Source organism: Bacillus sp. BF2-3 (assembly GCF_008368795.1).
GTDB lineage: Bacteria > Bacillota > Bacilli > Bacillales > Bacillaceae_G > Bacillus_A > Bacillus_A cereus.
Map to the genome: position 1 here is coordinate 197,147 of NZ_QOSA01000002.1, position 21,159 is coordinate 218,305.

Sequence of the window (21,159 nt, forward strand, 5' to 3'; positions counted from 1 at the left end):
AGGAGTTAATGGAAATGAAGCAGCAGTATACAGCGTATGAGAAGTTACAGTATGAAGAAATGACAGGCGCTGGGCACGTGATTCAATGTTTGAAGAAATTGGGTGTAACGACCGTTTTCGGCTATCCAGGCGGAGCGATTTTACCAGTATACGATGCGTTATACGAAAGTGGTTTGAAACATGTTTTAACTCGTCATGAGCAAGCTGCCATTCATGCGGCTGAAGGATATGCGAGGGCTTCTGGAAAGGTCGGGGTAGTCTTTGCTACCTCTGGCCCAGGGGCGACAAATTTAGTTACGGGCTTAGCAGACGCTTATATGGATTCGATTCCTTTAGTTGTCATTACCGGGCAAGTTGCAACGCCTTTAATTGGTAAAGATGGATTTCAAGAAGCGGATGTTGTCGGAATTACAGTACCTGTTACGAAGCATAATTACCAGGTTCGTGATGTGAATCATGTATCACGAATTGTGCAAGAAGCTTTTTACATCGCCAAAAGCGGGCGCCCGGGACCAGTATTAATTGATATTCCAAAAGATGTTCAAAATGCAAAAGTCACCAGTTTCTTTAATGAAGAAGTTGATATTCCGGGGTATAAACCAGAATTTGTACCAGACAGCATGAAACTTAGAGAGGTGGCTAAAGCAATTTCAAAATCTAAGCGTCCACTTCTTTATATTGGAGGAGGTGTCATTCATTCAGGTGGATCCGATGAACTCTTCGAATTCGCAAGGGAGAACCGTATTCCAGTCGTTTCAACTTTAATGGGACTTGGTGCATATCCACCGGATGATTCATTGTTTCTAGGGATGCTTGGTATGCATGGGACATACGCTGCTAATATGGCGGTAACAGAATGTGATTTACTACTTGCATTAGGTGTTCGCTTCGATGATCGTGTAACAGGAAAATTAGAACTTTTTTCTCCAAACTCGAAAAAAGTACATATTGATATTGATTCTTCTGAGTTTCATAAAAATGTAACTGTAAAACATCCGATTGTTGGTGATGTAAAAAAAGCGTTACACATGCTGTTACATATGTCTATTTATACACAAACAGACGAATGGCTTCAGAAAGTAAAGACATGGAAAGAAGAATATCCACTTTCTTATAAGCAAAAAGAATCTGAGTTAAAACCACAGCATGTGATCAACTTAGTAAGTGAATTAACGAATGGTGAAGCGATTGTCACAACAGAAGTAGGTCAGCATCAAATGTGGGCTGCTCACTTCTATAAAGCAAGAAAACCTCGGACGTTCCTTACCTCTGGAGGATTAGGAACGATGGGGTTTGGTTTTCCAGCAGCAATTGGTGCTCAGCTAGCTAAAAAAGAAGAACTTGTCATTTGTATTGCAGGTGACGCTTCTTTTCAAATGAACATTCAAGAACTACAAACAATTGCTGAAAATAACATCCCTGTAAAAGTATTTATCATAAATAACAAATTTTTAGGGATGGTAAGGCAATGGCAAGAAATGTTTTATGAAAATCGTTTATCAGAATCAAAAATTGGATCACCAGATTTTGTGAAAGTAGCAGAAGCTTATGGAGTAAAGGGATTAAGAGCAACAAATTCAACCGAGGCAAAACAAGTGATGTTAGAAGCATTTGCTTATGAAGGTCCTGTCGTAGTTGATTTTTGTGTAGAAGAAGGTGAAAACGTATTTCCGATGGTTCCGCCAAACAAAGGGAATAACGAAATGATTATGAAGAGGTGGGAAGAATGAGTCATACTTTTTCACTCGTTATTCATAACGAGCCAAGCGTCTTATTACGTATAAGTGGGATTTTTGCTCGGCGTGGTTATTATATTTCTTCTTTACATTTAAAAGAAAGAGATACTAGTGGTGTTTCTGAAATGAAACTCACAGCAGTTTGTACTGAAAATGAAGCGACATTACTTGTTAGTCAGTTGAAAAAATTAATTGATGTTCTGCAAGTAAATAAATTATAAGGAGTGTATGGAATATGAAAACATATTATGAAAAAGATGCAAATGTAGAGTTATTACAAGGAAAAACTGTTGCAGTAGTTGGTTATGGATCACAAGGTCATGCGCAAGCACAAAATTTACGTGATTCTGGTGTAGAGGTTGTAGTTGGTGTTCGTCCTGGTAAGTCGTATGAAGTAGCGAAAGCGGATGGATTTGAAGTAATGTCTGTTTCAGAAGCGGTTCGAACCGCACAAGTTGTACAAATGTTATTGCCAGATGAACAGCAAGCTCATGTGTATAAAGCAGAGGTAGAAGAGAATCTTCGTGAAGGACAAATGTTACTTTTCTCACATGGATTTAACATTCACTTCGAACAAATTAATCCGCCAAGTTACGTAGATGTAGCGATGGTCGCGCCAAAAAGTCCAGGTCATCTCGTTCGCCGTGTATTTCAAGAAGGAAATGGTGTTCCAGCATTAGTCGCAGTGCATCAAGATGCGACGGGAACAGCGCTACATGTAGCACTGGCGTATGCAAAAGGTGTAGGGTGTACACGTGCGGGGGTAATTGAAACGACATTCCAAGAAGAAACCGAAACGGATTTATTCGGTGAGCAAGCTGTACTTTGCGGCGGGGTAACTGCACTTGTGAAGGCCGGGTTCGAAACGTTAACGGAAGGTGGATATCGTCCTGAAATTGCATACTTTGAATGTTTGCATGAATTAAAGCTAATTGTTGACTTAATGTACGAAGGTGGATTAACGACTATGCGCCATTCTATTTCAGATACGGCAGAGTTTGGAGATTATGTAACAGGATCGAGAATTGTTACAGATGAAACGAAGAAGGAAATGAAGCGTGTTCTGACAGAAATTCAGCAAGGTGAATTTGCGAAGAAATGGATTTTAGAAAATCAAGCAGGGCGTCCGACGTATAACGCAATGAAAAAAGCAGAACAAAATCATCAATTAGAAAAAGTGGGAGCAGAGCTTCGTGAAATGATGAGCTGGATTCATGCACCGAAAGAATTAGTAAAGAAATAGAGTAAGAGAGTATAAATGAAAAATATGTAAGAGGGGATTTGACAAGATGAGAAGTGACATGATTAAAAAAGGTTTTGATAAAGCACCGCACCGTAGTTTATTAAAAGCAACTGGTTTGAAAGATGAAGATTTTGATAAACCTTTCATAGCGATTTGTAATTCTTTTATTGAAATTATTCCAGGGCATAAACACTTGAACGAGTTTGGGAAACTTGTAAAAGAGGCAGTTCGCGCGGCAGGTATGGTACCATTCGAATTCAATACAATTGGAGTTGACGATGGTATTGCGATGGGACATATCGGTATGCGTTATTCTCTTCCGAGTCGTGAAATTATTGCAGATTCAGTAGAAACGGTTGTAAATGCACACTGGTTTGACGGCATGATTTGTATCCCAAACTGTGACAAAATTACACCAGGTATGATGATGGCTGCACTACGTATTAATATTCCGACTGTGTTTGTTTCAGGCGGCCCGATGGCGGCTGGAAAAACGTCAAAAGGAGAAGTTGTTGATTTAAGCTCTGTTTTTGAAGGGGTAGGAGCTTATCAATCTGGGAAAATTTCAGAAGAAGAATTAAAAGATATTGAAGATCATGGCTGTCCATCTTGTGGCTCTTGTTCGGGTATGTTTACCGCGAACTCTATGAATTGTTTATGTGAAGTATTAGGTTTAGCTCTTCCTGGTAACGGGAGTATTTTAGCAATTGATCCAAGACGTGAAGAGTTAATTAAACAAGCAGCAGAGAAATTGAAAATTTTAATTGAAAGAGATATTAAGCCGCGTGATATTGTAACAGAAGAAGCAATTGACGATGCTTTTGCACTTGATATGGCGATGGGTGGATCAACGAATACAGTATTACATACGCTAGCACTCGCACAAGAGGCAGGACTAGATTATGATATGAACCGTATTGATGCAGTTTCAAGACGTGTACCTCATTTATGTAAAGTAAGTCCAGCCTCAAATTGGCATATGGAAGATATTGATCGTGCGGGCGGGATTAGTGCAATTTTGAAAGAGATGAGCCGGAAAGAAGGAGTACTTCATCTTGATCGAATAACTGCTACTGGGCAAACATTAAGAGAAAATATCGCTGAGGCAGAGATTAAAGATAAGGAGGTTATTCACTCTCTCGAAAACCCTCATAGTGAAGAGGGGGGCTTACGTATATTAAAAGGAAATCTTGCTAAAGATGGAGCGGTTATTAAAAGCGGTGCAACAGAGGTAAAGCGTTTTGAAGGGCCTTGCGTTATTTTTAATTCACAAGATGAGGCACTTGCGGGCATTATGCTTGGGAAAGTGAAAAAAGGAGATGTAGTTGTCATTCGTTATGAAGGACCAAGAGGTGGCCCTGGTATGCCAGAAATGTTAGCCCCAACATCAGCAATTGCTGGAATGGGATTAGGTGCTGAGGTTGCATTATTAACAGATGGACGTTTTTCTGGAGCTTCACGTGGAATTTCAGTAGGACATATTTCACCAGAAGCAGCAGCGGGCGGGATGATTGCACTTCTTGAACAAGGGGATATTGTATGTATTGATGTTGAAGAACGCTTGCTAGAAGTAAGGGTGAGTGATGAGGAATTAGAAAAGCGTAAAAAAGAATGGAAACGACCAGAACCAAAAGTGAAAACTGGCTGGCTTGGACGTTATGCACAAATGGTAACATCGGCGAATACAGGGGCTGTTCTGAAAATCCCACATTTTGATTGAGCCAATTTAAAAGAGATAAGGATGATATATAATGGTGCAAAAGGTAAAGGAGAGAGTGAAAATTGAAGATATCTTAATGGCCCATAATTGCATGAAAGATATCGTTATTAAAACACCGTTACAACGTGATACAGTTTTATCTGAGAAATATGATTGTGACGTTTATGTAAAACGAGAAGACTTACAATTAATTCGCTCTTTCAAAATTCGTGGTGCATACAATTTGATTCAAAGTTTACCGAAAGAAAAGTTACAAAACGGTGTTGTTTGTGCAAGTGCTGGTAATCATGCGCAAGGAGTTGCTTACACGTGTAATTTATTGAAGATTCCGTCAAAAATATTTATGCCCACAACAACACCGAAACAAAAAGTATCACAAGTACAATTTTTCGGTGGTGATTTCGCAGAGATTGTATTAGTTGGTGATACATTCGATAGCTCTTTCCAAGAAGCACAGTGTTATTGTGAAGAAAATAGAATGACATTTGTTCATCCGTTTGATGATCCGTATGTAGTTGCTGGTCAAGGGACAGTGGCAGTTGAAATTATGCATGATATGGAGAAACCGGTTGATTATATCTTTACAGCAATTGGCGGTGGTGGATTAGCATCAGGAGTTGGTACATATGTAAAAGGTGTTAGTCCTACTACAAAGGTTATTGGTGTAGAGCCAATGGGAGCTGCATCTATGAAAGAGGCTTTTCTTCAAAATGAAAATGTAGCATTGGAGAAAATAGATAGCTTTGTTGATGGGGCAGCTGTTAAAAAAGTAGGAAAGTTAACATTTGAAACTTGTAAAGATGTAATTGACGATATTATTTTAGTACCAGAGGGGAAAGTTTGTACGACGATTTTAGAACTGTATAAGAAAAATGCGATTGTAGCTGAACCGGCTGGTGCACTCTCTATTGCAGCGCTTGATTTATATAGAGATGAAATAAAAGGTAAAACAGTTGTATGTACGCTAAGTGGTGGAAATAATGATATTGATAGAATGCAAGAAATGAAAGAGCGTTCGCTCATTTATGAAGGACTGAAACATTACTTTATCATTGAATTTCCGCAGCGTTCAGGTGCGCTAAGAGAATTTCTTGATAAAGGATTAGGACCAGAAGATGACATTACGCGCTTTGAGTATATTAAGAAACATAATAAAGAAAATGGTCCAGCATTAGTCGGCGTAGAATTAAAACATAAAGAAGATTATGAGCAATTAATTACTCGCTTTAAAGAAAATAATATTCAATTTATGGAACTTAATAAAAACCCTGTTTTGTTTGATTTGCTTATTTAATAGAAGGAAAGAGTTAGAATGTAAATAAAAAAGATAGATACAAGCGAGGGAATATAGTGCTTGTTCTATCTTTTTTATAGTTAAACTAGGTACTCATTAAATTCAAGAAGAATAAAGCTAGCTAACCAAAAGAGTATCGCAATACGAATGATTACATACATTGTAAATTCAAAAGGAGTAAGATTTCTCTCTCGCTTTATTTTTTTAAATAGTCTCACAGAATAAAAGGAACATAAAAGCAGGATTGCTATAGACATTTTATAGATGTTTTCTAAGAGGTTTATATTTTCTAATAACTCTTTCAGCATGTTTATCACCTATTCTGTAAAGTATATTACAGAGAAATAGATCTTGAGCTGTCTAGTTTCGTTTGTTTTTTATTTTCCCTGTATCATCAATTTCTACATCAGTTGAAATTGTTTGTAAATATTGAAGAGCTTTTTTCTTTTCTCCTTCATTTACAGGGGAAACTTGGTTGTTGCGAATGATATAAGGATTGAATGACATTTGGACATCCTTTCCTTTAAAAGTTAAAGTTAATACGCCAGTTTCAGCGCTTTTCCCATTCACATAACTCGGGAATAAAAAGTTACCTAATGAGTAAGCGATAGGAACTTTATTATAATACTCAAACCCTTGTAACCAATGTGGATGGCTCCCGACAATTGCGTTAGCTCCTGCTTCAACCATTTTAGGTACATATTGCTTTTGGTATTCTACCGGACGATTTGATTTTTCAACGCCCCAATGCATATAGACGATTAAATAGTCTGCATCTTTCTTTTGTTCTTTAATTGTTTTTGTTACAAGATTTAAATCATAGCCATTCGCAACGCCAGGTTTATTCTCACCAGCTACCCAATTAGAATCAGGCATAAATCGAACGAAGGAAAGAAATTTAAACTTTTTCCCTTTTACGGTCATTTCTCGTGCTGTATATGCATCTTTCGCATTTTTTCCGGCTCCAATGTAAGGGAACTTTAATTTTTCTACGTGAGAAATCGTATCTAATAATCCATCTTGCCCATAATCAAGTGTGTGGTTATTCCCAATATTTACGATGTCATATCCAGTGTTTTTAATAGCTTGTAGTGTAGATGGATCACTTTTAATCCAAAACAGTTGCCCAGGTGCTTTCTTTTCTTTCGTTGTAAATGCCGACTCTAAATTCACAAAAGAAATATCAGCTTTTTTTATTTCTTCTTTTACATGTTGGAATGGGTAATCAGCCCCATTCTTTTCGATTATAGGACGTAATTGCCAATCAAACATTGTATCACCAGAGAAGGTGAGTGTGATTTCTTGGTCTTCTATTTTCTTTTCGCTTTTTGAAGCGGTTTTACTAGATTTGTTTTGCAAATCGGGTTTGTCTTTTGCTTTTGAAATAAAAGAGTAATTGATTAATAAAACAATCGGTGTAATGAAAAAGGCTATTAACAAAAATCGTTTTAGTAAAGTTTTCATATATACCTTCCCTTTTAATATTATCCCGCAATTAAATTAACACTGAATCTATTAAAGGTAATTAAAGTTACAAAAAATAGCGGGTTATGTAGTGGAAAACATTTGTTAATATTCTCAATATTAAGTTAACATATAGATAACCTGTAAATCAATGTATAAACCAAAATATAGAAATAAAGAATTCGAAGGGTGAAGAATGAGAAATGGTTATATTAGGAGCAGTTGTAAATGGAATTTGTATTATATTTGGTACTTTACTTGGTAAATTATTTAGTAGGATTCCAGAAAGTATGAAAGGGACGATAATGCACGCAATCGGTTTAGCGGTTACTGTGCTTGGGCTTCAAATGGCATTAAAAAGTGAAAACTTTCTTGTTGTCATACTGAGTTTAGTGATTGGTACGGTAATTGGAGAATGGTTACAATTAGAAGAAAAGTTAAAACATTTAGGGGATTGGCTAGAAAATAAAGTTGGATCGAAAGGGAAAGGTAGCATATCAGAAGGTTTTGTAACAGCTACTTTAATTTTTGCAATTGGCGCGATGGGGATACTTGGTGCACTTGACAGTGGGATTCGCGGAAATCATGATATTTTATTTACAAAGGCGATTATCGATGGATTTATTTCTATTATATTAACGACAACTCTAGGAATTGGCGTAGTATTTTCGGCAATTCCAGTTGTTTTATATGAAGGTGGTATTGCAGTTTTTGCAACACAAATTAATAGTTTTGTCCCGAAAGAATTAATGAACCAATTTATAGTGGAGATGACGGCTACGGGCGGCATTATGATATCTGCTATTGGATTGAACTTGCTTAGTATTATTAAAATCAAGGTGGCAAATTTACTTCCAGGTATATTGGTAGTGGGTGTAATTGTTTCAATTATTTATGGTTACGGTTTGTTAGTAAATTAGTAGAGGATGGAAACACATATGGAGGAATTTCAATTTACAAAACGTGTGCATAAAATATTGGAGATTGCAGCAAAAGAGAGTGAGTATAACATAATTCACCCAGTCCATCTGTTTATAGGTATGTGTAAAGAAGGTACAGGAGTTTGCGCTGAGTTATTTATGTATTTGTTTCACAAAGTCGGTCCAGATTTTTTAGAAAAACTTTCGTTACGAAAACAATTCGATTTACATAATCAAGAGTATAAAAAAATAGGGCAATATAAACTATCTTATAAGGCGATAGAAATTTTACAAATAGCGAAGAAACGTATGGAACGCTTTCAGCAAGTAGTAGTAAATGAAGGACATGTTATGTATGCATTATTTCATGTAGATACAAATATTGGTGGATTTATACATACACAAATGCAAGAAGATATATTACGTATTACAGCTGCACCGAGAGACTTAGCGGTTGATTTAAATAGTTTTAAATCTATTTATAATACATTATTTTGTCATGTAAGAAGAGTTAGTCCTTCTGATTTTGATAAGTTATCACGATTTGTAGTGGATGAATTTGGTGAACGGTGGTTACAGTCGGTTGATTATGGATTTCGGACATATAACGAAAAGTTACCTATCTATATTGCACAGCAGGAGGAAGTAATAGTTGGTTTCGCCTGTTACGATGTAGTGAGAGGAAAGAAAGGCTTGTTTGGTCCAATGGGCATAGCGAAACAAAATCGTGTGAAAGGTGTAGGAAAAGAATTATTGCATCATTGTTTATATAATATGAAGCAAGATGGATATGAATATGCGATTATTGGACAAGCAGGTCCCATTGAGTTTTACGAGAGAAATTGTAATGCTCGTTTAATACCGATAGATAATAAGTAACCAACTTCATATAGAGGAGTTGGTTTTATTATGAAAATGATGTAGAGATGTAGTGTTTTTTACTAGAAAATAGCGGGTTTTGTAGTAAATCTTGCATATAAAGCAAATTACTAAACTTTTTACAAGAAAGGGTGTAGAATGGGTATCTAAAGAAAGAAGGTGTGAAAATGGCCAGCTGGAAACGGAATTTAATGATTTGTTGGCTAGGTTGTTTTACCACTGCAGCCGGTATGAGTTTAGTAATTCCTTTCTTATCTTTTTATATTGAGGAATTAGGAGTAACTGGCACTTCAAGCATTGCACAGTGGTCGGGACTTGCATTTGGTGTAACATTTTTAATGGGTGCGATCGTATCGCCAATATGGGGAAAGCTTGGTGATATACATGGACGGAAATTGATGCTTATTCGTGCTAGCCTCGGTATGGCGATTATTATGACGCTTATGGGGTTTGTAACGGATGTGTATCAACTAGTCGCACTAAGATTTTTAATGGGAGCAGTATCTGGTTTCCTTTCAACAGCGATGACATTTATTGCAGCAGAAACTCCGAAAGAACATTCAGGTTGGGCGATTTCCACAATTTCAACTGGTGGTGTGAGCGGTTCGTTACTTGGCCCGTTACTTGGCGGTTATTTGTCTGAGTTAATTGGAATGCGTCATGTCTTTCTTGTTACGGGAGCTTTTTTATTCCTTTCCTTTCTCATCGTTTTTTTCTTCCTGCATGAAGAAAATCACTCTGCTCAAGCAAAAAAAACACAGCCGAAAAAAGTATGGACGATGGTCCCAGCGAAGCATTTAATTATTAGTTTATTTGTAACAACATTTATTATTCAACTTGCTAATATGTCAGTTCAACCAATTGTTACATTGTACGTGAAAAATTTAGTAGGTCCTCATACTGCACATATTGAAACAATTGCGGGTGCAGTTATGTCAGCGACAGGATTAGCAGTTATTTTGGCAGCACCAAGACTAGGAAGATTATCAGATCATATCGGTCCTCAAAAAACGTTAGTTGTAGCGTTATTTGCTGCAGGAATTATTTTTATCCCGCAAGCATTTGTAACGTCAGCTTGGCAACTATTAATTCTTCGATTTTTATTAGGTATCGCACAAGCAGGATTATTACCTTCCGTACAAACTCTACTAAAACAACATACACCAACCCATGTTACGGGACGAATATTTGGATATAATCAATCATTTCAGTTTTTAGGAAATATGATTGGTCCAGTGCTCGGGGGACAAATTGCAGCGCATGCAGGTTTCCAATATGTTTTCCTCTCTACATCTTCACTATTATTTATTGCGTGTATTTGGGTTTATTTTCATAATAAGAACGAAGAGGTATCAGAGAACCGACATTTGGAAGTTAGTTAACTAAGTGAATGAAAAAGAAAAAGGATGAAGCAGCATGTGCTTCATCCTTTTCTTTAAAATCGAACACAAAGATAACTTAATGTACCAAGCTCGTAACTACGGTGAATGACTTCACCGCTATTTTCACCACTTCCCATAGCGATAAATAAAGGAACAAAATGTTCTGCTCTTGGTACTGCTAATTGTGCATGAGGAGCATTTTTCTCCCAATTAAACAATGCATCTTTATCGTTATTCTGCATATGTTTAATAATCCAATCATCAAATTCAATTGCCCATTTTTCAGGTGTAGTTTGATTCCATTTCAGTGCTCGTAAATTATGAACGGTAACGCCACTCCCGATTACTAAAATATCTTCTTGTCCGAGTCCTTTAAGTGCTTCTCCAATTTCAAATTGTTCTTTTGCAGAAAGGAATGGATTGACTGATATTTGCACGACAGGAATATTTGCTTCTGGATACATGCGGTGCAGGAGTGTCCATGAACCATGATCTAAACCTCTCGTCATATTATGATGGACTGAAATACCTTTGTTCTTAAATTTTGTTTCTAAAATAGATGCAATATGAGAAGAGCCTTTCGCACGATATTTGATTTCGTATAACTCAGGGGGAAAACCTCCAAAATCATAAATTGTTTCATACTCGTTATCTGATGAGGAAATCGTTAATACTTCACTTTCCCAATGAGCAGTGAAAATAACAATTGCTTTCGGTTTATATGTTTCTCCAAGTGTTTTTAAAAATCGTGTATAGTCTGTATCTTGAATAGCGAGCATAGGCGAACCATGTGCTAAAAATAATGATGGCATCATAATAGTAGGAACCTCCTAAAAATTATATAGTTACTTTATGTAAGTAACTATATAATTTTATTTTGAATTCGTCAAGAAATTAGTTTAAAAGCAAGTCTGAAAAATACATCATTTGTCATAATGAAAGCAATTACATATAATATAAAATAAGAAAAGTGAATGGATATTCATTTTCTTAAAGCTATACATAATAGAGTTGGGGGCTGACGAAATGAATGTACAGGAAAGTTTCGTTACGGCATTGGATGGATCGGAAATTTATTTGCGTAAGTGGTTACCAGAAGGAGATCCGAGAGGAATTATTCAAATTGCACATGGCATGACAGAGCATGCAGGGGTGTATACAGAATTTGTAGATGCTTTATTGGAAGCAGGGTATGGTGTTTATGCGCATGATCATAAAGGACATGGGAAAACAGTAAAAAAAGAAGAAGATTATGGTCATTTTGAACCAAATATAGGCTGGAATCAAGTTGTATCGGATGTTATCTTTGTTTCAGAAAAGATAAAAGAAGAGCAGTCAAGTCCTTTGTTTTTACTTGGACATAGTATGGGTTCTTTTTTATCAAGACGTGCTGTACAACTTAGAGGCGAATTATATGATGGATTTCTGATTTCAGGAACAGGTGGAAATCCAGGGCTTTTAGGAGCTATTGGTCATAAAGTAGCAACAATCGAAATGAAATTGCGTGGGGCAAAAACGAAAAGTCCAATGTTAAACTTTTTATCTTTCGGAAACTTCAATTCGAACTTTAAGCCAAATCGTACAAAATTTGATTGGTTATCTTCAGATAATAATCAAGTTGATAAATATATTGCGGATCCGTTATGTGGTTTCATTTGTACGACGAGTTTTTACCGAGAATTATTTTCTGGTGTATTAGAAGTAAATAAACTAGAAGAATACAAGAAGACGCCAAAGAATCTTCCAATACATATATTCTCTGGTGATCGTGATCCTGTTGGCGATATGGGGAAAGGTGTAAAAGAAGTATATGAAAACTATAAAAAATGTGGTGTGAAAGACGTGACACTACGTTTATATGAAAATGGTAGACATGAAATGTTTCATGAAGTAAATAAGGATGAAGTATTTAAAGATTTAATTTCGTGGTTAGATGCGCATAATAAATGAGAAAGATAATCCCAAACTGTTTGTAGTTTGGGATTATTTATTATACAGAAATAGGGGCAATAAATTCTTAAATTCACTTTACTTAATAAAAAATAAAAAAATATTGTATGAGAGGAAACCTCACTTTTCTGAAGTGAGGTTTTTTGTAGTAACGAAGTAATAGTGAATAAAACTAATTTTAAAAGTAATTTAAAATTAAACTTTTTATAAAGCAACAGATGCTCGTTCATAATAGTAGTATAATAGTGAATGAGGTGTTAATAGAATGGAAGATAGAACGTTAGGTTTATTACTAGATGTTGTTGGGGAACTATTTTCAGATGAAATTTCAATTGCTGTTTCGAATACGAAAGAATATATTTACTATCGGCCAAGTAAACGAATTGATTTAAAGATTAGTGTCGGGGATCCTATAAAGGAAGGAACGATTGCTCATAAAGCGATGGTGATGAATCAAAAAACATCTGAGTTTATGAATCGAGATGTTTTTGGTATTCCTTATCATGGAATGGCTGTACCATTTTCAAACAATGGAAAGCTTGAAGGGTGCGTGACGGCAATTTATCCAGCTTTAACGGATGGAAAGTCAGTTGTTACTTTAAAAACAACAGACGGCTGGATTCCGGTTCCTTTTTCAAAGGTTATGTATTTAGAGGCTAAAGATAAAAAGACGTATGTGAATTCAGAAGAGTTATCAGGAACACATAAATACTCTCTGCAAGAATTCGAATACTTGCTTCCGAAAGATTCATTTATTAGATGTCACCGTTCGTTTATTGTAAATGTTAATCATATTAAAGCAATTTATCCTGATACCCATTCTACTTTTGTACTTTCGATGGATAATGGTGAGAGAGTACCAGTTAGTCAATCATACGCTAGTTATTTCCGTAAACTTCTAGGATTCTAAATTTTTCTGCTTTAGAACCTAGATTTGCTGTTCTGTCTGAATTTTCGGCATTGTATACTAAAATCCCTATTTTGATAGTGTTAATGTGTAAAATAATTATGAATATTCAATGAGAGAGGGATTACATATGGAGAACAATTTAGATAGAATCAGAGATCAACGTCTAAAAGATCGGGTAGTTACACCTGAAGAAGCAGCTTCCTGGATTCAAAGTGGAATGACTTTAGGCTTAAGTGGGTTTACACGTGCAGGTGATGTAAAAGCAGTCCCATTTGCGCTTGTAAACCGAGTTAAGAATGATGAATCTTTTAAAGTAAATGTTTATACTGGGGCTTCTTTAGGATCGGATGTAGACAAATTATTTGCTGAGGCAGGAATTTTAGGGAAAAGATTACCTTTCCAAGCTGACGCTACTATGCGAAAAGGAATTAATAACGGAGACTTTTTATTTGTGGATCAACACTTGTCTCATACAGCAGAGTTACTCCGTGCTGACGTTCTGGATATAGATTTCGCTATTTTGGAAGCGGTTGCGATTACAGAGGACGGAATGATTATTCCAACCACTTCAATTGGAAATTCCTTAGCGTTTTCCTTAAATGCTAAGTCTATTATTATTGAAATGAATATGGCTCAATCCGCGCAATTAGAGGGGCTACATGATCTATATGAACCAGGTAAACAAGGGGAGAGGCTTCCAATTCCGCTTGTGAAAACAGATGACCGAATTGGAACAATCGGTATTCCAATTGATCCTGAAAAAGTAAAGGGAATTGTGTTTACGAATCAATTGGATTCGCCATCGACAATTGTTCCTCCGGATGAAGAAACTGTTATTATGGCACAGCATTTAATAGAATTCCTTCGAGAAGAAGTCAAAGTAGGCCGATTAACAAATCGTTTAGCGCCGTTACAATCAGGAATTGGTTCAGTGGCTAACGCCGTATTGCATGGAATGTTAGATTCAGAATTTGAAGATTTAGAAGTATATTCCGAGGTTTTACAAGATGCAGTTTTTGATCTTATGGATGCTGGAAAAGTCAATTTTGCTTCTTGTTGTTCTATCACGCTTTCTGAAGAGAAAATGCAACAAGTATTTTCTAACTTTGAAAAATATCGTGACAAATTAATGATGCGTCCACAAGAGATTTCCAATCATCCTGAAATTATTCGTCGCCTTGGATTAATCTCAATTAATACTGCATTAGAATTAGATATATACGGAAATGTTAACTCTACTCACGTTTTAGGTACAAAAATGATGAATGGTATTGGTGGGTCTGGTGATTTTGCAAGAAATGCTCGCCTAGCTATCTTTGTTACTAAATCGATTGCGAAAGGTGGTAACATTTCAAGTATCGTTCCTTTCGTTTCTCATGTAGACCATACTGAACATGATGTAGATGTTATCGTCACTGAACAGGGATATGCCGACTTAAGGGGACTTGCGCCAAGAGAAAGAGTGGAACTTATTATTGAGAATTGCGCACATCCAATGTATCGTGAACAGCTACGAGCTTATTACGAAGAAGCAAAAATAAGAGGTGGACAAACTCCTCATATTTTAGAAAAAGCTTTTTCTTGGCATACGAACTATGCTAAAAATGGAACAATGCTTGAAGCGGTAGTAGAAACTGTATAGGTTTGTATCGTACGAAATAGTAAAACGAATGAGTGAGCTTGAAGATTAAATTTTAGAAAAAGAGAACGCCAACTTTTAGGGATGGCGTTCTTTTTCTTTAAAAAAATTGTTGAAAATCGTACTGATTATAATAAAGATTTATAAAATCAATTTCTATTTTATGGAAATTAAAGGTTTTTTTGAAGTGCTTTCCGAATCAATTTAGTAGTGTACATATTGAAAGTGAGGAAAAAGAATCATGAAGATAAGAGAAGCATTATTAAGTGAAGCAAATGAATTAAGTGAACTCGCACTGCATTCAAAAGCAACGTGGAATTATAGTGAAGAATTCATACTTGCTTGTAAGGAAGATTTAACAATTACGGAAGAGTACATAAAAAATAATTTTGTATATGTTTTAGTAAACGATAATGCGAAGATTGGTTTTTTCTCATTTTTACGTAATGATAAAGCTCTCGATTTCTTGTACATTCATCCTCATTACAAAGGAAAAGGTTACGGGAAAATACTTTGGGAGTATGTAATAGAAAAAGCCAATGAACTAGGATTAAAAAGTTTTACAATTGATAGTGATCCGAATGCAAAAGGATATTACTTGAAAATGGGAGCACAGTTAATAGGAGAGACACCATCAACTGTCTTTAAGGATCGTGTACTGCCTCTTTTGAAATATGATGTGTAAAACTATTAATAGTAGGGGAAGATTAGAATGGATGATGTAAAGGAAAAAAGAATATATGAAGCACTAATAAAATCGTGGTCGATTGAAACGAGTTCAAAGTGGACAATTGAAAACCCAGCAAAGGGACAATGTGGTGTTACAGCTCTTGTCGTTCAAGACATATACGGAGGAGAAATTAAAAAGACAAAAGTAAGAGAGGTATGGCACTTTTATAACTTTATAGATGGGCAGAGATTTGATTTTACAGAGACTCAATTCAATGGGAAATTGAATTATATGGATGAAAAGTCAAATCGGGAAGAAGCATTTGCAGATACAAATGAAAAGCAATATAACATTTTGAAGGGAAAAATAACGAAAGAATTAAAATTATCTTTTGACTCTTAATCTTTAATAAGTTACTATAATGGTGGTAACTTATTAAAGGGAACTTCATAGAGTTGAAAGGGGAAATACTTTTGAAAACAACTTATGTAAACGCTACAATTGTAACGATGAATGAACAAAACGAAGTGATAGAAAATGGATATATCATTGTAGAAAATGATCAAATTATAGATGTAAAGAGCGGAGAATTCGCTAATGATTTTGAAGTAGATGAAGTAATTGACATGAAAGGAAAGTGGGTTTTACCAGGGCTTGTAAACACACATACACACGTTGTAATGAGTCTCTTAAGAGGTATTGGCGATGATATGTTATTACAACCATGGCTGGAGACGAGAATTTGGCCACTTGAAAGTCAGTTTACTCCAGAGCTTGCGGTTGCTAGTACGGAATTAGGATTACTTGAAATGGTGAAAAGTGGTACAACATCATTTTCTGACATGTTTAATCCAATTGGAGTAGATCAAGATGCAATTATGGAAACGGTATCAAGGAGTGGAATGCGAGCTGCTGTTTCAAGAACTTTATTTAGCTTCGGAACGAAAGAGGATGAAAAGAAAGCAATTGAAGAAGCTGAGAAATATGTGAAGCGTTACTATAAAGAAAATGGCATGTTAACTACGATGGTTGCACCGCATAGTCCATATACATGTTCTACAGAACTGTTAGAAGAATGCGCACGTATTGCAGTAGAAAATCAAACGATGGTCCATATTCATCTTTCGGAAACAGAGCGTGAAGTACGTGATATTGAAGCACAATATGGAAAACGTCCAGTAGAATATGCAGCGAGCTGCGGATTGTTTAAACGCCCAACAGTTATTGCACACGGTGTAGTATTAAATGACGATGAGCGTGCATTTTTAGCAGAACATGATGTTCGAGTAGCACATAACCCAAATAGTAATTTAAAACTAGGTTCTGGTATAGCGAATGTAAAAGCGATGCTAGAAGCAGGAATAAAAGTAGGAATTGCAACAGATAGTGTTGCATCTAACAATAATTTAGACATGTTTGAAGAAATGCGCATAGCGACTTTATTACAAAAAGGTATTCACCAAGATGCAACAGCATTACCAGTTGAAACAGCTCTTTCTCTTGCGACAAAAGGAGCTGCGGAAGTAATCGGGATGAAACAAACAGGGTCACTAGAAGCTGGTAAGTGTGCTGATTTTATTACGATTGACCCGTCTAATAAGCCGCATTTACAACCAGCGGATGAAGTGTTATCACACCTTGTATATGCTGCTAGTGGAAAAGATATAAGCGATGTAATTATTAACGGAAAACATGTCGTTTGGAATGGCGAATGTAAAACGTTAGATGAAGAGCGTATTATATTTGAAGCAAGTCGTTATAAACGAGGTTTGCAAAGATAGATAATTATGTGGCAGTTGAAAAAGCTATCCTTTTAAAAGGATAGCTTTTTTCTTGAACGAATAAATATTCAAAAGAATGTCGCATCTTTCTGTTAGTATTTCTGCTATAATATATTACGCTTTATAATATTTTATATTTAAGGAGAACAACTCATGAAGCGAAAAAAGAGCCATTTAATGGTAATGGCACTTGTTACATCTTTATTATTAACAGCTTGTAATAATAAAGCGAATAAAAGTGATACAGAGGTTAAAAAACAAGTGTTAAATGTAACAGTATCAGAAGAAATTCCTTCTCTGGACACTGCGAAAACAATGGATGGTACATCAGCCCACGTTATGCAGAATATATTTGAGGGGTTATATGTATTAAATGATCAAGATCAGCCTATTCCAGCAGTAGCAAGATCGTTTAAAAGAAGTGAAGATGGTAAGAAATATACATTTGATTTGCGTAAAGATGCAAAATGGTCAAATGGAGACAGTGTGACAGCAAATGATTTTATATTTGCATGGAAACGTGCAATTAATCCTGAAACGGCATCTCAATATGCATACATGCTCTTTTATGTGAAAAATGCGAAAGAGATTAATAAGGGAACAATGCCTCTTGATGCACTTGGGGTTAAAGCAATAAATAATTATACGTTAGAAGTTGAACTCGAACAGCCAGTTCCGTATTTTTTACAGTTGTTAGCACTACCTATATACTTACCACAGCATGAGTCATTTTTGAAAGAACAAGGAAACAATTATGCATTGGAACCTAGTAATCTCATATATAACGGTCCATTTGTATTAGAAAAATGGAAGCATGAACAAGAGTTTCAATTAAAGAAGAATGCTACATATTGGGATCGAAAGAAAGTGAAATTAGACGAAATAAACTTTCATATCGTAAAGGATACAATGACAGCTGTAAATTTATATGAAGCCGGAGATTTAGATCGAGTACCTATTAATTCGCAAGTTGTAGACAAGTATAAAGGGAATAAGGAATTACATATGTCGAGTGATCCTGGAATTGCTATGCTTCGTTTTAATGAAAAAAATAACGCGTTAGCAAATAAAAAGGTGCGTCAATCTATTTCATTAGCGTTAAATAAAGATGATTTCGTTGCTCACTTTATTAATAACGGAGCAAAACCTGCAAGTGGACTTGTACCAGTTGGTCATGTAAATGAAGTGACTGGTAAAGATTTTAGAAAAGAAAATGGAGATATTTCCTCATATGATTTGCAAAATGCAAAAAAACTTTGGGAAGAAGCGAAAAAAGAGCTTGGGGTAGAACAAGTAAACCTAGAGTTCTTAACGTTCGAACAAGATAACGCAATACGTATGGCAGAATATATAAAAGGTGATTTAGAGAAGAATTTGCAAGGGTTAACGATACAAATTAAACAACAGCCATTTAAGCAAAAATTACAGTTAGAACAAATAGGTGATTACGATATAACTATGGCAAATTGGGGACCTGACTATAAAGACCCAATTAGTTATTTAGAGTTATTTACGACAGGGAATCCGAATAATAAAATGAATTATTCTAATGTTCGTTACGATGAATTAATAAAGAAAGCGAAAACGGATTTTGTACTAGATACGGAAAATCGATGGAAAGCGTTGCGAGAAGCCGAGCAGGTATTATTAGAAGATGCTGCGGTGGCGCCGCTTTATCATATTGGCTCAGCATATGTACAAAAGGATTATGTAAAAGGAATTGAAAAGCATCAATTTGGTGGTATTTATACTTATAAGAATGCTTATATTGCTAATGAATAAATAAAAAAAACCTTACTTTTTAAAAGTAAGGTTTTTTTTACAGAGGACCGGGAAATCCTTTGGTGGTGTTCCTAGCATATAAAGAAGAGAAGTGCAAAATTGTAGTTACACATTCATAAGAAGTTGCAACAAATAATATTGAGCAGTTTGTTTAAGTAAAGAGAAGAATAGAAATATAGCATACAAGGAATAAGGGAATGTAGTACAGATCAGCATACAAGCATTTTCTTTCTGTAACTATGTTTGTTTTTAATTATATAAAAAAATATTAGGTTATATATTTTGTCCTTGGTATACTTAAAAGGTAATTTGGGGTATTAAGATGAATTGATAGAGGTGTTTGTGTGGAATTATTTGAGTATTATAAAAAAAAGGGGCGGTTTAAGTGTTTAATTGGGACAGGGATTTTTCTCTTTGGATTATATTGTCTGTATAATAGTTGGGGTGATGTTAATTGGGGAGAAATAATATTTATGGTTATAGCTTCGTTTGTTTTGGGGGGGATTGGATTTTGGCAATTAAGAAAAGGGAACTTATTAGAAGAAAATATAGCTAAAAATGATTTGAAGTTTTGGGATATTGATACTTATGTTTTACTAGAATTACCTCAAAATAATAAACATTACGGTTTATATACTCCCGATGGGGCCTATATAGTAGGAACAACTATGGTTTCAACTGATATAATTTCTTCAAAATTACCTTTTTTAAAAAACAAGCAAGTTATTGGATTGGAAGCAAAGGATGGGGAAACTCTTGCATATTTTCATAGTGAAGTTGAAAACTATGATTGGGCTATTTATGACTCAAATTATAATTGTGTAGGTATGTTTAAAGAAAATATGATACAAGGATTTGGAATGGTACGTGGTTCTTTAATGAATGAAAAAGAGATAAGACTTTCTGAAGTAGAAGTTGAATTTGATTTTTTCGAAACTTCTTTTCGTACAATGGATAACCGGATATTAATAAACTGTAAAAGAGGATATATGCCTTTGGAATGGAGCGAAAGATTCGGATTAAATGTACCTATTATTAAATTAGGTAATAATATTTCTAATGCTGAAAAGATATTTGGTTTAGGGGTTCTTTTCTATATTTTAGAAACAATTAAAGTAAGAAAAAGTAGGGTTTTTAATGATTAGAGTTTCAAAAATTATTTAAAAAAGAAATTGAAGAAAAGCAGTGATTCTTTTTAGGTGTTGGTGTTTTTGAAATAGTTAAAGAATGAATCTTAATTCACATATACATAAAAAAGGGGAATTTCTATGAAATCATTACGTTTATTTATGATTCTCACTCTTGTTGTATTGTTAAGCGCGTGCAATACAGCGACACAAGTTACAAAGGTTCAAAAAAATGGCGAAACGACTTTAAAAATTGGTTCTCTGCAAGGGTATTACGATGTACAAACACTTAAAGCTGAAAAAGGAAATGTGGAAATCCCTTATGAAGCAGCTGTTGAAGAAGGTACGATTTTATTACAAGTTACAAAAGATGATAAGGTTATTTATGAAGAAGAAATCACTTCTCAAAAAGAAGGTTTGCTTTCTTTTGAAGCTTCAAAATCCGGATCATATGATTTAATTGTACGCGTGAAGGGTGAAAAAGAGAAAGCAAAAGAAATTCAAATACATACTAAGCTATGAAAAAACGGTAAGTGGAGTGCACCCGCTTGCCGTTTCCATTTTCAGTTGATTCTGTCACAACATATGTTTATCAATTTAAGAGGTGATCTTCCGAAATTCCTAATGAAGTTAAAATAAGAGATCAACAAAAAATATGTTAC

At 35.3% G+C, this 21,159-nt stretch carries 20 protein-coding genes; 17 read left to right on the plus strand and 3 right to left on the minus strand.

The features are described 5' to 3' along the window. Window positions 1–14: 14 nt before the first annotated feature. From ilvB to ilvA, 5 genes are read left to right on the plus strand one after another with little or no spacing between them, the layout of a single operon-like run. Window positions 15–1,730 (plus strand): acetolactate synthase large subunit, encoded by a 1,716-nt coding sequence (gene ilvB / locus DN401_RS03165; protein WP_136363733.1) that lies wholly within the window; start codon window positions 15–17, stop codon window positions 1,728–1,730. Next, window positions 1,727–1,957: an ACT domain-containing protein gene (locus tag DN401_RS03170; RefSeq protein WP_000019909.1), complete on the plus strand. Its 231-nt coding sequence runs from the start codon at window positions 1,727–1,729 to the stop codon at window positions 1,955–1,957. Before ilvB ends, DN401_RS03170 begins: the two co-directional genes overlap by 4 nt. Before the next feature lie 14 nt (window positions 1,958–1,971). Further along, window positions 1,972–2,979 (plus strand): ketol-acid reductoisomerase, encoded by a 1,008-nt coding sequence (gene ilvC / locus DN401_RS03175; protein ID WP_149287510.1) that lies wholly within the window; start codon window positions 1,972–1,974, stop codon window positions 2,977–2,979. A 46-nt stretch (window positions 2,980–3,025) separates the two neighbouring features. Next, window positions 3,026–4,699 carry a dihydroxy-acid dehydratase gene (gene ilvD, locus DN401_RS03180; protein ID WP_001255814.1) on the plus strand — a complete coding sequence of 558 codons (1,674 nt, stop codon included), beginning with the start codon at window positions 3,026–3,028 and terminating at the stop codon, window positions 4,697–4,699. A 31-nt stretch (window positions 4,700–4,730) separates the two neighbouring features. Then, window positions 4,731–5,993, plus strand: coding sequence for a threonine ammonia-lyase IlvA (gene ilvA / locus DN401_RS03185; RefSeq protein ID WP_000250327.1), 1,263 nt, complete (start codon window positions 4,731–4,733; stop codon window positions 5,991–5,993). An 80-nt stretch (window positions 5,994–6,073) separates the two neighbouring features. On the opposite strand, the gene DN401_RS03190 is transcribed toward ilvA, so the two are convergent. Continuing rightward, the gene (locus tag DN401_RS03190; protein WP_000910604.1) at window positions 6,074–6,301 is read right to left on the minus strand and encodes a hypothetical protein; all 228 of its coding nucleotides are present in this window, start codon (window positions 6,299–6,301) and stop codon (window positions 6,074–6,076) included. 52 nt (window positions 6,302–6,353) lie between these two features. Continuing rightward, window positions 6,354–7,457 (minus strand): CapA family protein, encoded by a 1,104-nt coding sequence (locus DN401_RS03195; protein ID WP_000854536.1) that lies wholly within the window; start codon window positions 7,455–7,457, stop codon window positions 6,354–6,356. A gap of 203 nt (window positions 7,458–7,660) precedes the next feature. Here DN401_RS03195 and DN401_RS03200 point away from each other — a divergent pair, with 203 nt between their 5' ends. The 3 genes from DN401_RS03200 to DN401_RS03210 all read left to right on the plus strand — a co-directional run bounded on the left by DN401_RS03200 (window position 7,661) and on the right by DN401_RS03210 (window position 10,638). Continuing rightward, a complete protein-coding gene (locus tag DN401_RS03200; protein WP_000236030.1) occupies window positions 7,661–8,377 on the plus strand; it encodes a DUF554 domain-containing protein in 717 nt (238 codons plus the stop codon). Between the two features lie 18 nt (window positions 8,378–8,395). After that, on the plus strand, window positions 8,396–9,256 hold the full coding sequence (locus tag DN401_RS03205; RefSeq protein ID WP_000390853.1) for a GNAT family N-acetyltransferase: 861 nt from the start codon (window positions 8,396–8,398) through the stop codon (window positions 9,254–9,256). 167 nt (window positions 9,257–9,423) lie between these two features. Continuing rightward, a complete protein-coding gene (locus tag DN401_RS03210) occupies window positions 9,424–10,638 on the plus strand; it encodes a multidrug efflux MFS transporter (protein ID WP_000179304.1) in 1,215 nt (404 codons plus the stop codon). A 53-nt stretch (window positions 10,639–10,691) separates the two neighbouring features. On the opposite strand, the gene DN401_RS03215 is transcribed toward DN401_RS03210, so the two are convergent. Further along, on the minus strand, window positions 10,692–11,453 hold the full coding sequence (locus tag DN401_RS03215; RefSeq protein ID WP_000982900.1) for a DODA-type extradiol aromatic ring-opening family dioxygenase: 762 nt from the start codon (window positions 11,451–11,453) through the stop codon (window positions 10,692–10,694). A gap of 211 nt (window positions 11,454–11,664) precedes the next feature. Between DN401_RS03215 and DN401_RS03220 the strand changes: the two genes are divergently transcribed. From DN401_RS03220 to DN401_RS03260, 9 genes are all read left to right on the plus strand, one after another. Continuing rightward, window positions 11,665–12,588: an alpha/beta hydrolase gene (locus DN401_RS03220; protein ID WP_001102581.1), complete on the plus strand. Its 924-nt coding sequence runs from the start codon at window positions 11,665–11,667 to the stop codon at window positions 12,586–12,588. A gap of 265 nt (window positions 12,589–12,853) precedes the next feature. Further along, window positions 12,854–13,498, plus strand: a complete 645-nt coding sequence (locus DN401_RS03225; protein ID WP_000390211.1) for a LytTR family DNA-binding domain-containing protein — start codon at window positions 12,854–12,856, stop codon at window positions 13,496–13,498. A gap of 127 nt (window positions 13,499–13,625) precedes the next feature. Next, window positions 13,626–15,140, plus strand: a complete 1,515-nt coding sequence (locus DN401_RS03230; RefSeq protein ID WP_000429812.1) for an acetyl-CoA hydrolase/transferase family protein — start codon at window positions 13,626–13,628, stop codon at window positions 15,138–15,140. Between the two features lie 238 nt (window positions 15,141–15,378). Then, complete coding sequence (locus DN401_RS03235; protein ID WP_016124391.1) at window positions 15,379–15,822, plus strand: GNAT family N-acetyltransferase; 444 nt, start codon at window positions 15,379–15,381, stop codon at window positions 15,820–15,822. A 27-nt stretch (window positions 15,823–15,849) separates the two neighbouring features. After that, the gene (locus DN401_RS03240) at window positions 15,850–16,209 is read left to right on the plus strand and encodes a YunG family protein (protein WP_000342907.1); all 360 of its coding nucleotides are present in this window, start codon (window positions 15,850–15,852) and stop codon (window positions 16,207–16,209) included. Window positions 16,210–16,262: 53 nt separating this feature from the next. Continuing rightward, window positions 16,263–17,588 carry a bifunctional S-methyl-5'-thioadenosine deaminase/S-adenosylhomocysteine deaminase gene (locus tag DN401_RS03245; protein WP_149287511.1) on the plus strand — a complete coding sequence of 442 codons (1,326 nt, stop codon included), beginning with the start codon at window positions 16,263–16,265 and terminating at the stop codon, window positions 17,586–17,588. A 153-nt stretch (window positions 17,589–17,741) separates the two neighbouring features. After that, window positions 17,742–19,370, plus strand: coding sequence for a peptide ABC transporter substrate-binding protein (locus DN401_RS03250; RefSeq protein ID WP_033695998.1), 1,629 nt, complete (start codon window positions 17,742–17,744; stop codon window positions 19,368–19,370). Between the two features lie 344 nt (window positions 19,371–19,714). After that, window positions 19,715–20,515, plus strand: a complete 801-nt coding sequence (locus DN401_RS03255) for an ABC transporter ATP-binding protein (RefSeq protein ID WP_149287512.1) — start codon at window positions 19,715–19,717, stop codon at window positions 20,513–20,515. A 123-nt stretch (window positions 20,516–20,638) separates the two neighbouring features. Beyond that, window positions 20,639–21,019 (plus strand): BA_1872 family lipoprotein, encoded by a 381-nt coding sequence (locus DN401_RS03260; protein ID WP_000838922.1) that lies wholly within the window; start codon window positions 20,639–20,641, stop codon window positions 21,017–21,019. Window positions 21,020–21,159: the final 140 nt, after the last annotated feature.

What these genes read in the sequence shown, in the direction of transcription:
- ilvB (WP_136363733.1), top strand. Translation starts at nt 15, where the DNA reads ATGAAGCAGCAGTATACAGCGTATGAGAAGTTACAGTATGAAGAAATG.
- DN401_RS03170 (WP_000019909.1), top strand. Translation starts at nt 1,727, where the DNA reads ATGAGTCATACTTTTTCACTCGTTATTCATAACGAGCCAAGCGTCTTA.
- ilvC (WP_149287510.1), top strand. Translation starts at nt 1,972, where the DNA reads ATGAAAACATATTATGAAAAAGATGCAAATGTAGAGTTATTACAAGGA.
- ilvD (WP_001255814.1), top strand. Translation starts at nt 3,026, where the DNA reads ATGAGAAGTGACATGATTAAAAAAGGTTTTGATAAAGCACCGCACCGT.
- ilvA (WP_000250327.1), top strand. Translation starts at nt 4,731, where the DNA reads ATGGTGCAAAAGGTAAAGGAGAGAGTGAAAATTGAAGATATCTTAATG.
- DN401_RS03190 (WP_000910604.1), bottom strand. Translation starts at nt 6,301, where the DNA reads ATGCTGAAAGAGTTATTAGAAAATATAAACCTCTTAGAAAACATCTAT.
- DN401_RS03195 (WP_000854536.1), bottom strand. Translation starts at nt 7,457, where the DNA reads ATGAAAACTTTACTAAAACGATTTTTGTTAATAGCCTTTTTCATTACA.
- DN401_RS03200 (WP_000236030.1), top strand. Translation starts at nt 7,661, where the DNA reads ATGGTTATATTAGGAGCAGTTGTAAATGGAATTTGTATTATATTTGGT.
- DN401_RS03205 (WP_000390853.1), top strand. Translation starts at nt 8,396, where the DNA reads ATGGAGGAATTTCAATTTACAAAACGTGTGCATAAAATATTGGAGATT.
- DN401_RS03210 (WP_000179304.1), top strand. Translation starts at nt 9,424, where the DNA reads ATGGCCAGCTGGAAACGGAATTTAATGATTTGTTGGCTAGGTTGTTTT.
- DN401_RS03215 (WP_000982900.1), bottom strand. Translation starts at nt 11,453, where the DNA reads ATGATGCCATCATTATTTTTAGCACATGGTTCGCCTATGCTCGCTATT.
- DN401_RS03220 (WP_001102581.1), top strand. Translation starts at nt 11,665, where the DNA reads ATGAATGTACAGGAAAGTTTCGTTACGGCATTGGATGGATCGGAAATT.
- DN401_RS03225 (WP_000390211.1), top strand. Translation starts at nt 12,854, where the DNA reads ATGGAAGATAGAACGTTAGGTTTATTACTAGATGTTGTTGGGGAACTA.
- DN401_RS03230 (WP_000429812.1), top strand. Translation starts at nt 13,626, where the DNA reads ATGGAGAACAATTTAGATAGAATCAGAGATCAACGTCTAAAAGATCGG.
- DN401_RS03235 (WP_016124391.1), top strand. Translation starts at nt 15,379, where the DNA reads ATGAAGATAAGAGAAGCATTATTAAGTGAAGCAAATGAATTAAGTGAA.
- DN401_RS03240 (WP_000342907.1), top strand. Translation starts at nt 15,850, where the DNA reads ATGGATGATGTAAAGGAAAAAAGAATATATGAAGCACTAATAAAATCG.
- DN401_RS03250 (WP_033695998.1), top strand. Translation starts at nt 17,742, where the DNA reads ATGAAGCGAAAAAAGAGCCATTTAATGGTAATGGCACTTGTTACATCT.
- DN401_RS03260 (WP_000838922.1), top strand. Translation starts at nt 20,639, where the DNA reads ATGAAATCATTACGTTTATTTATGATTCTCACTCTTGTTGTATTGTTA.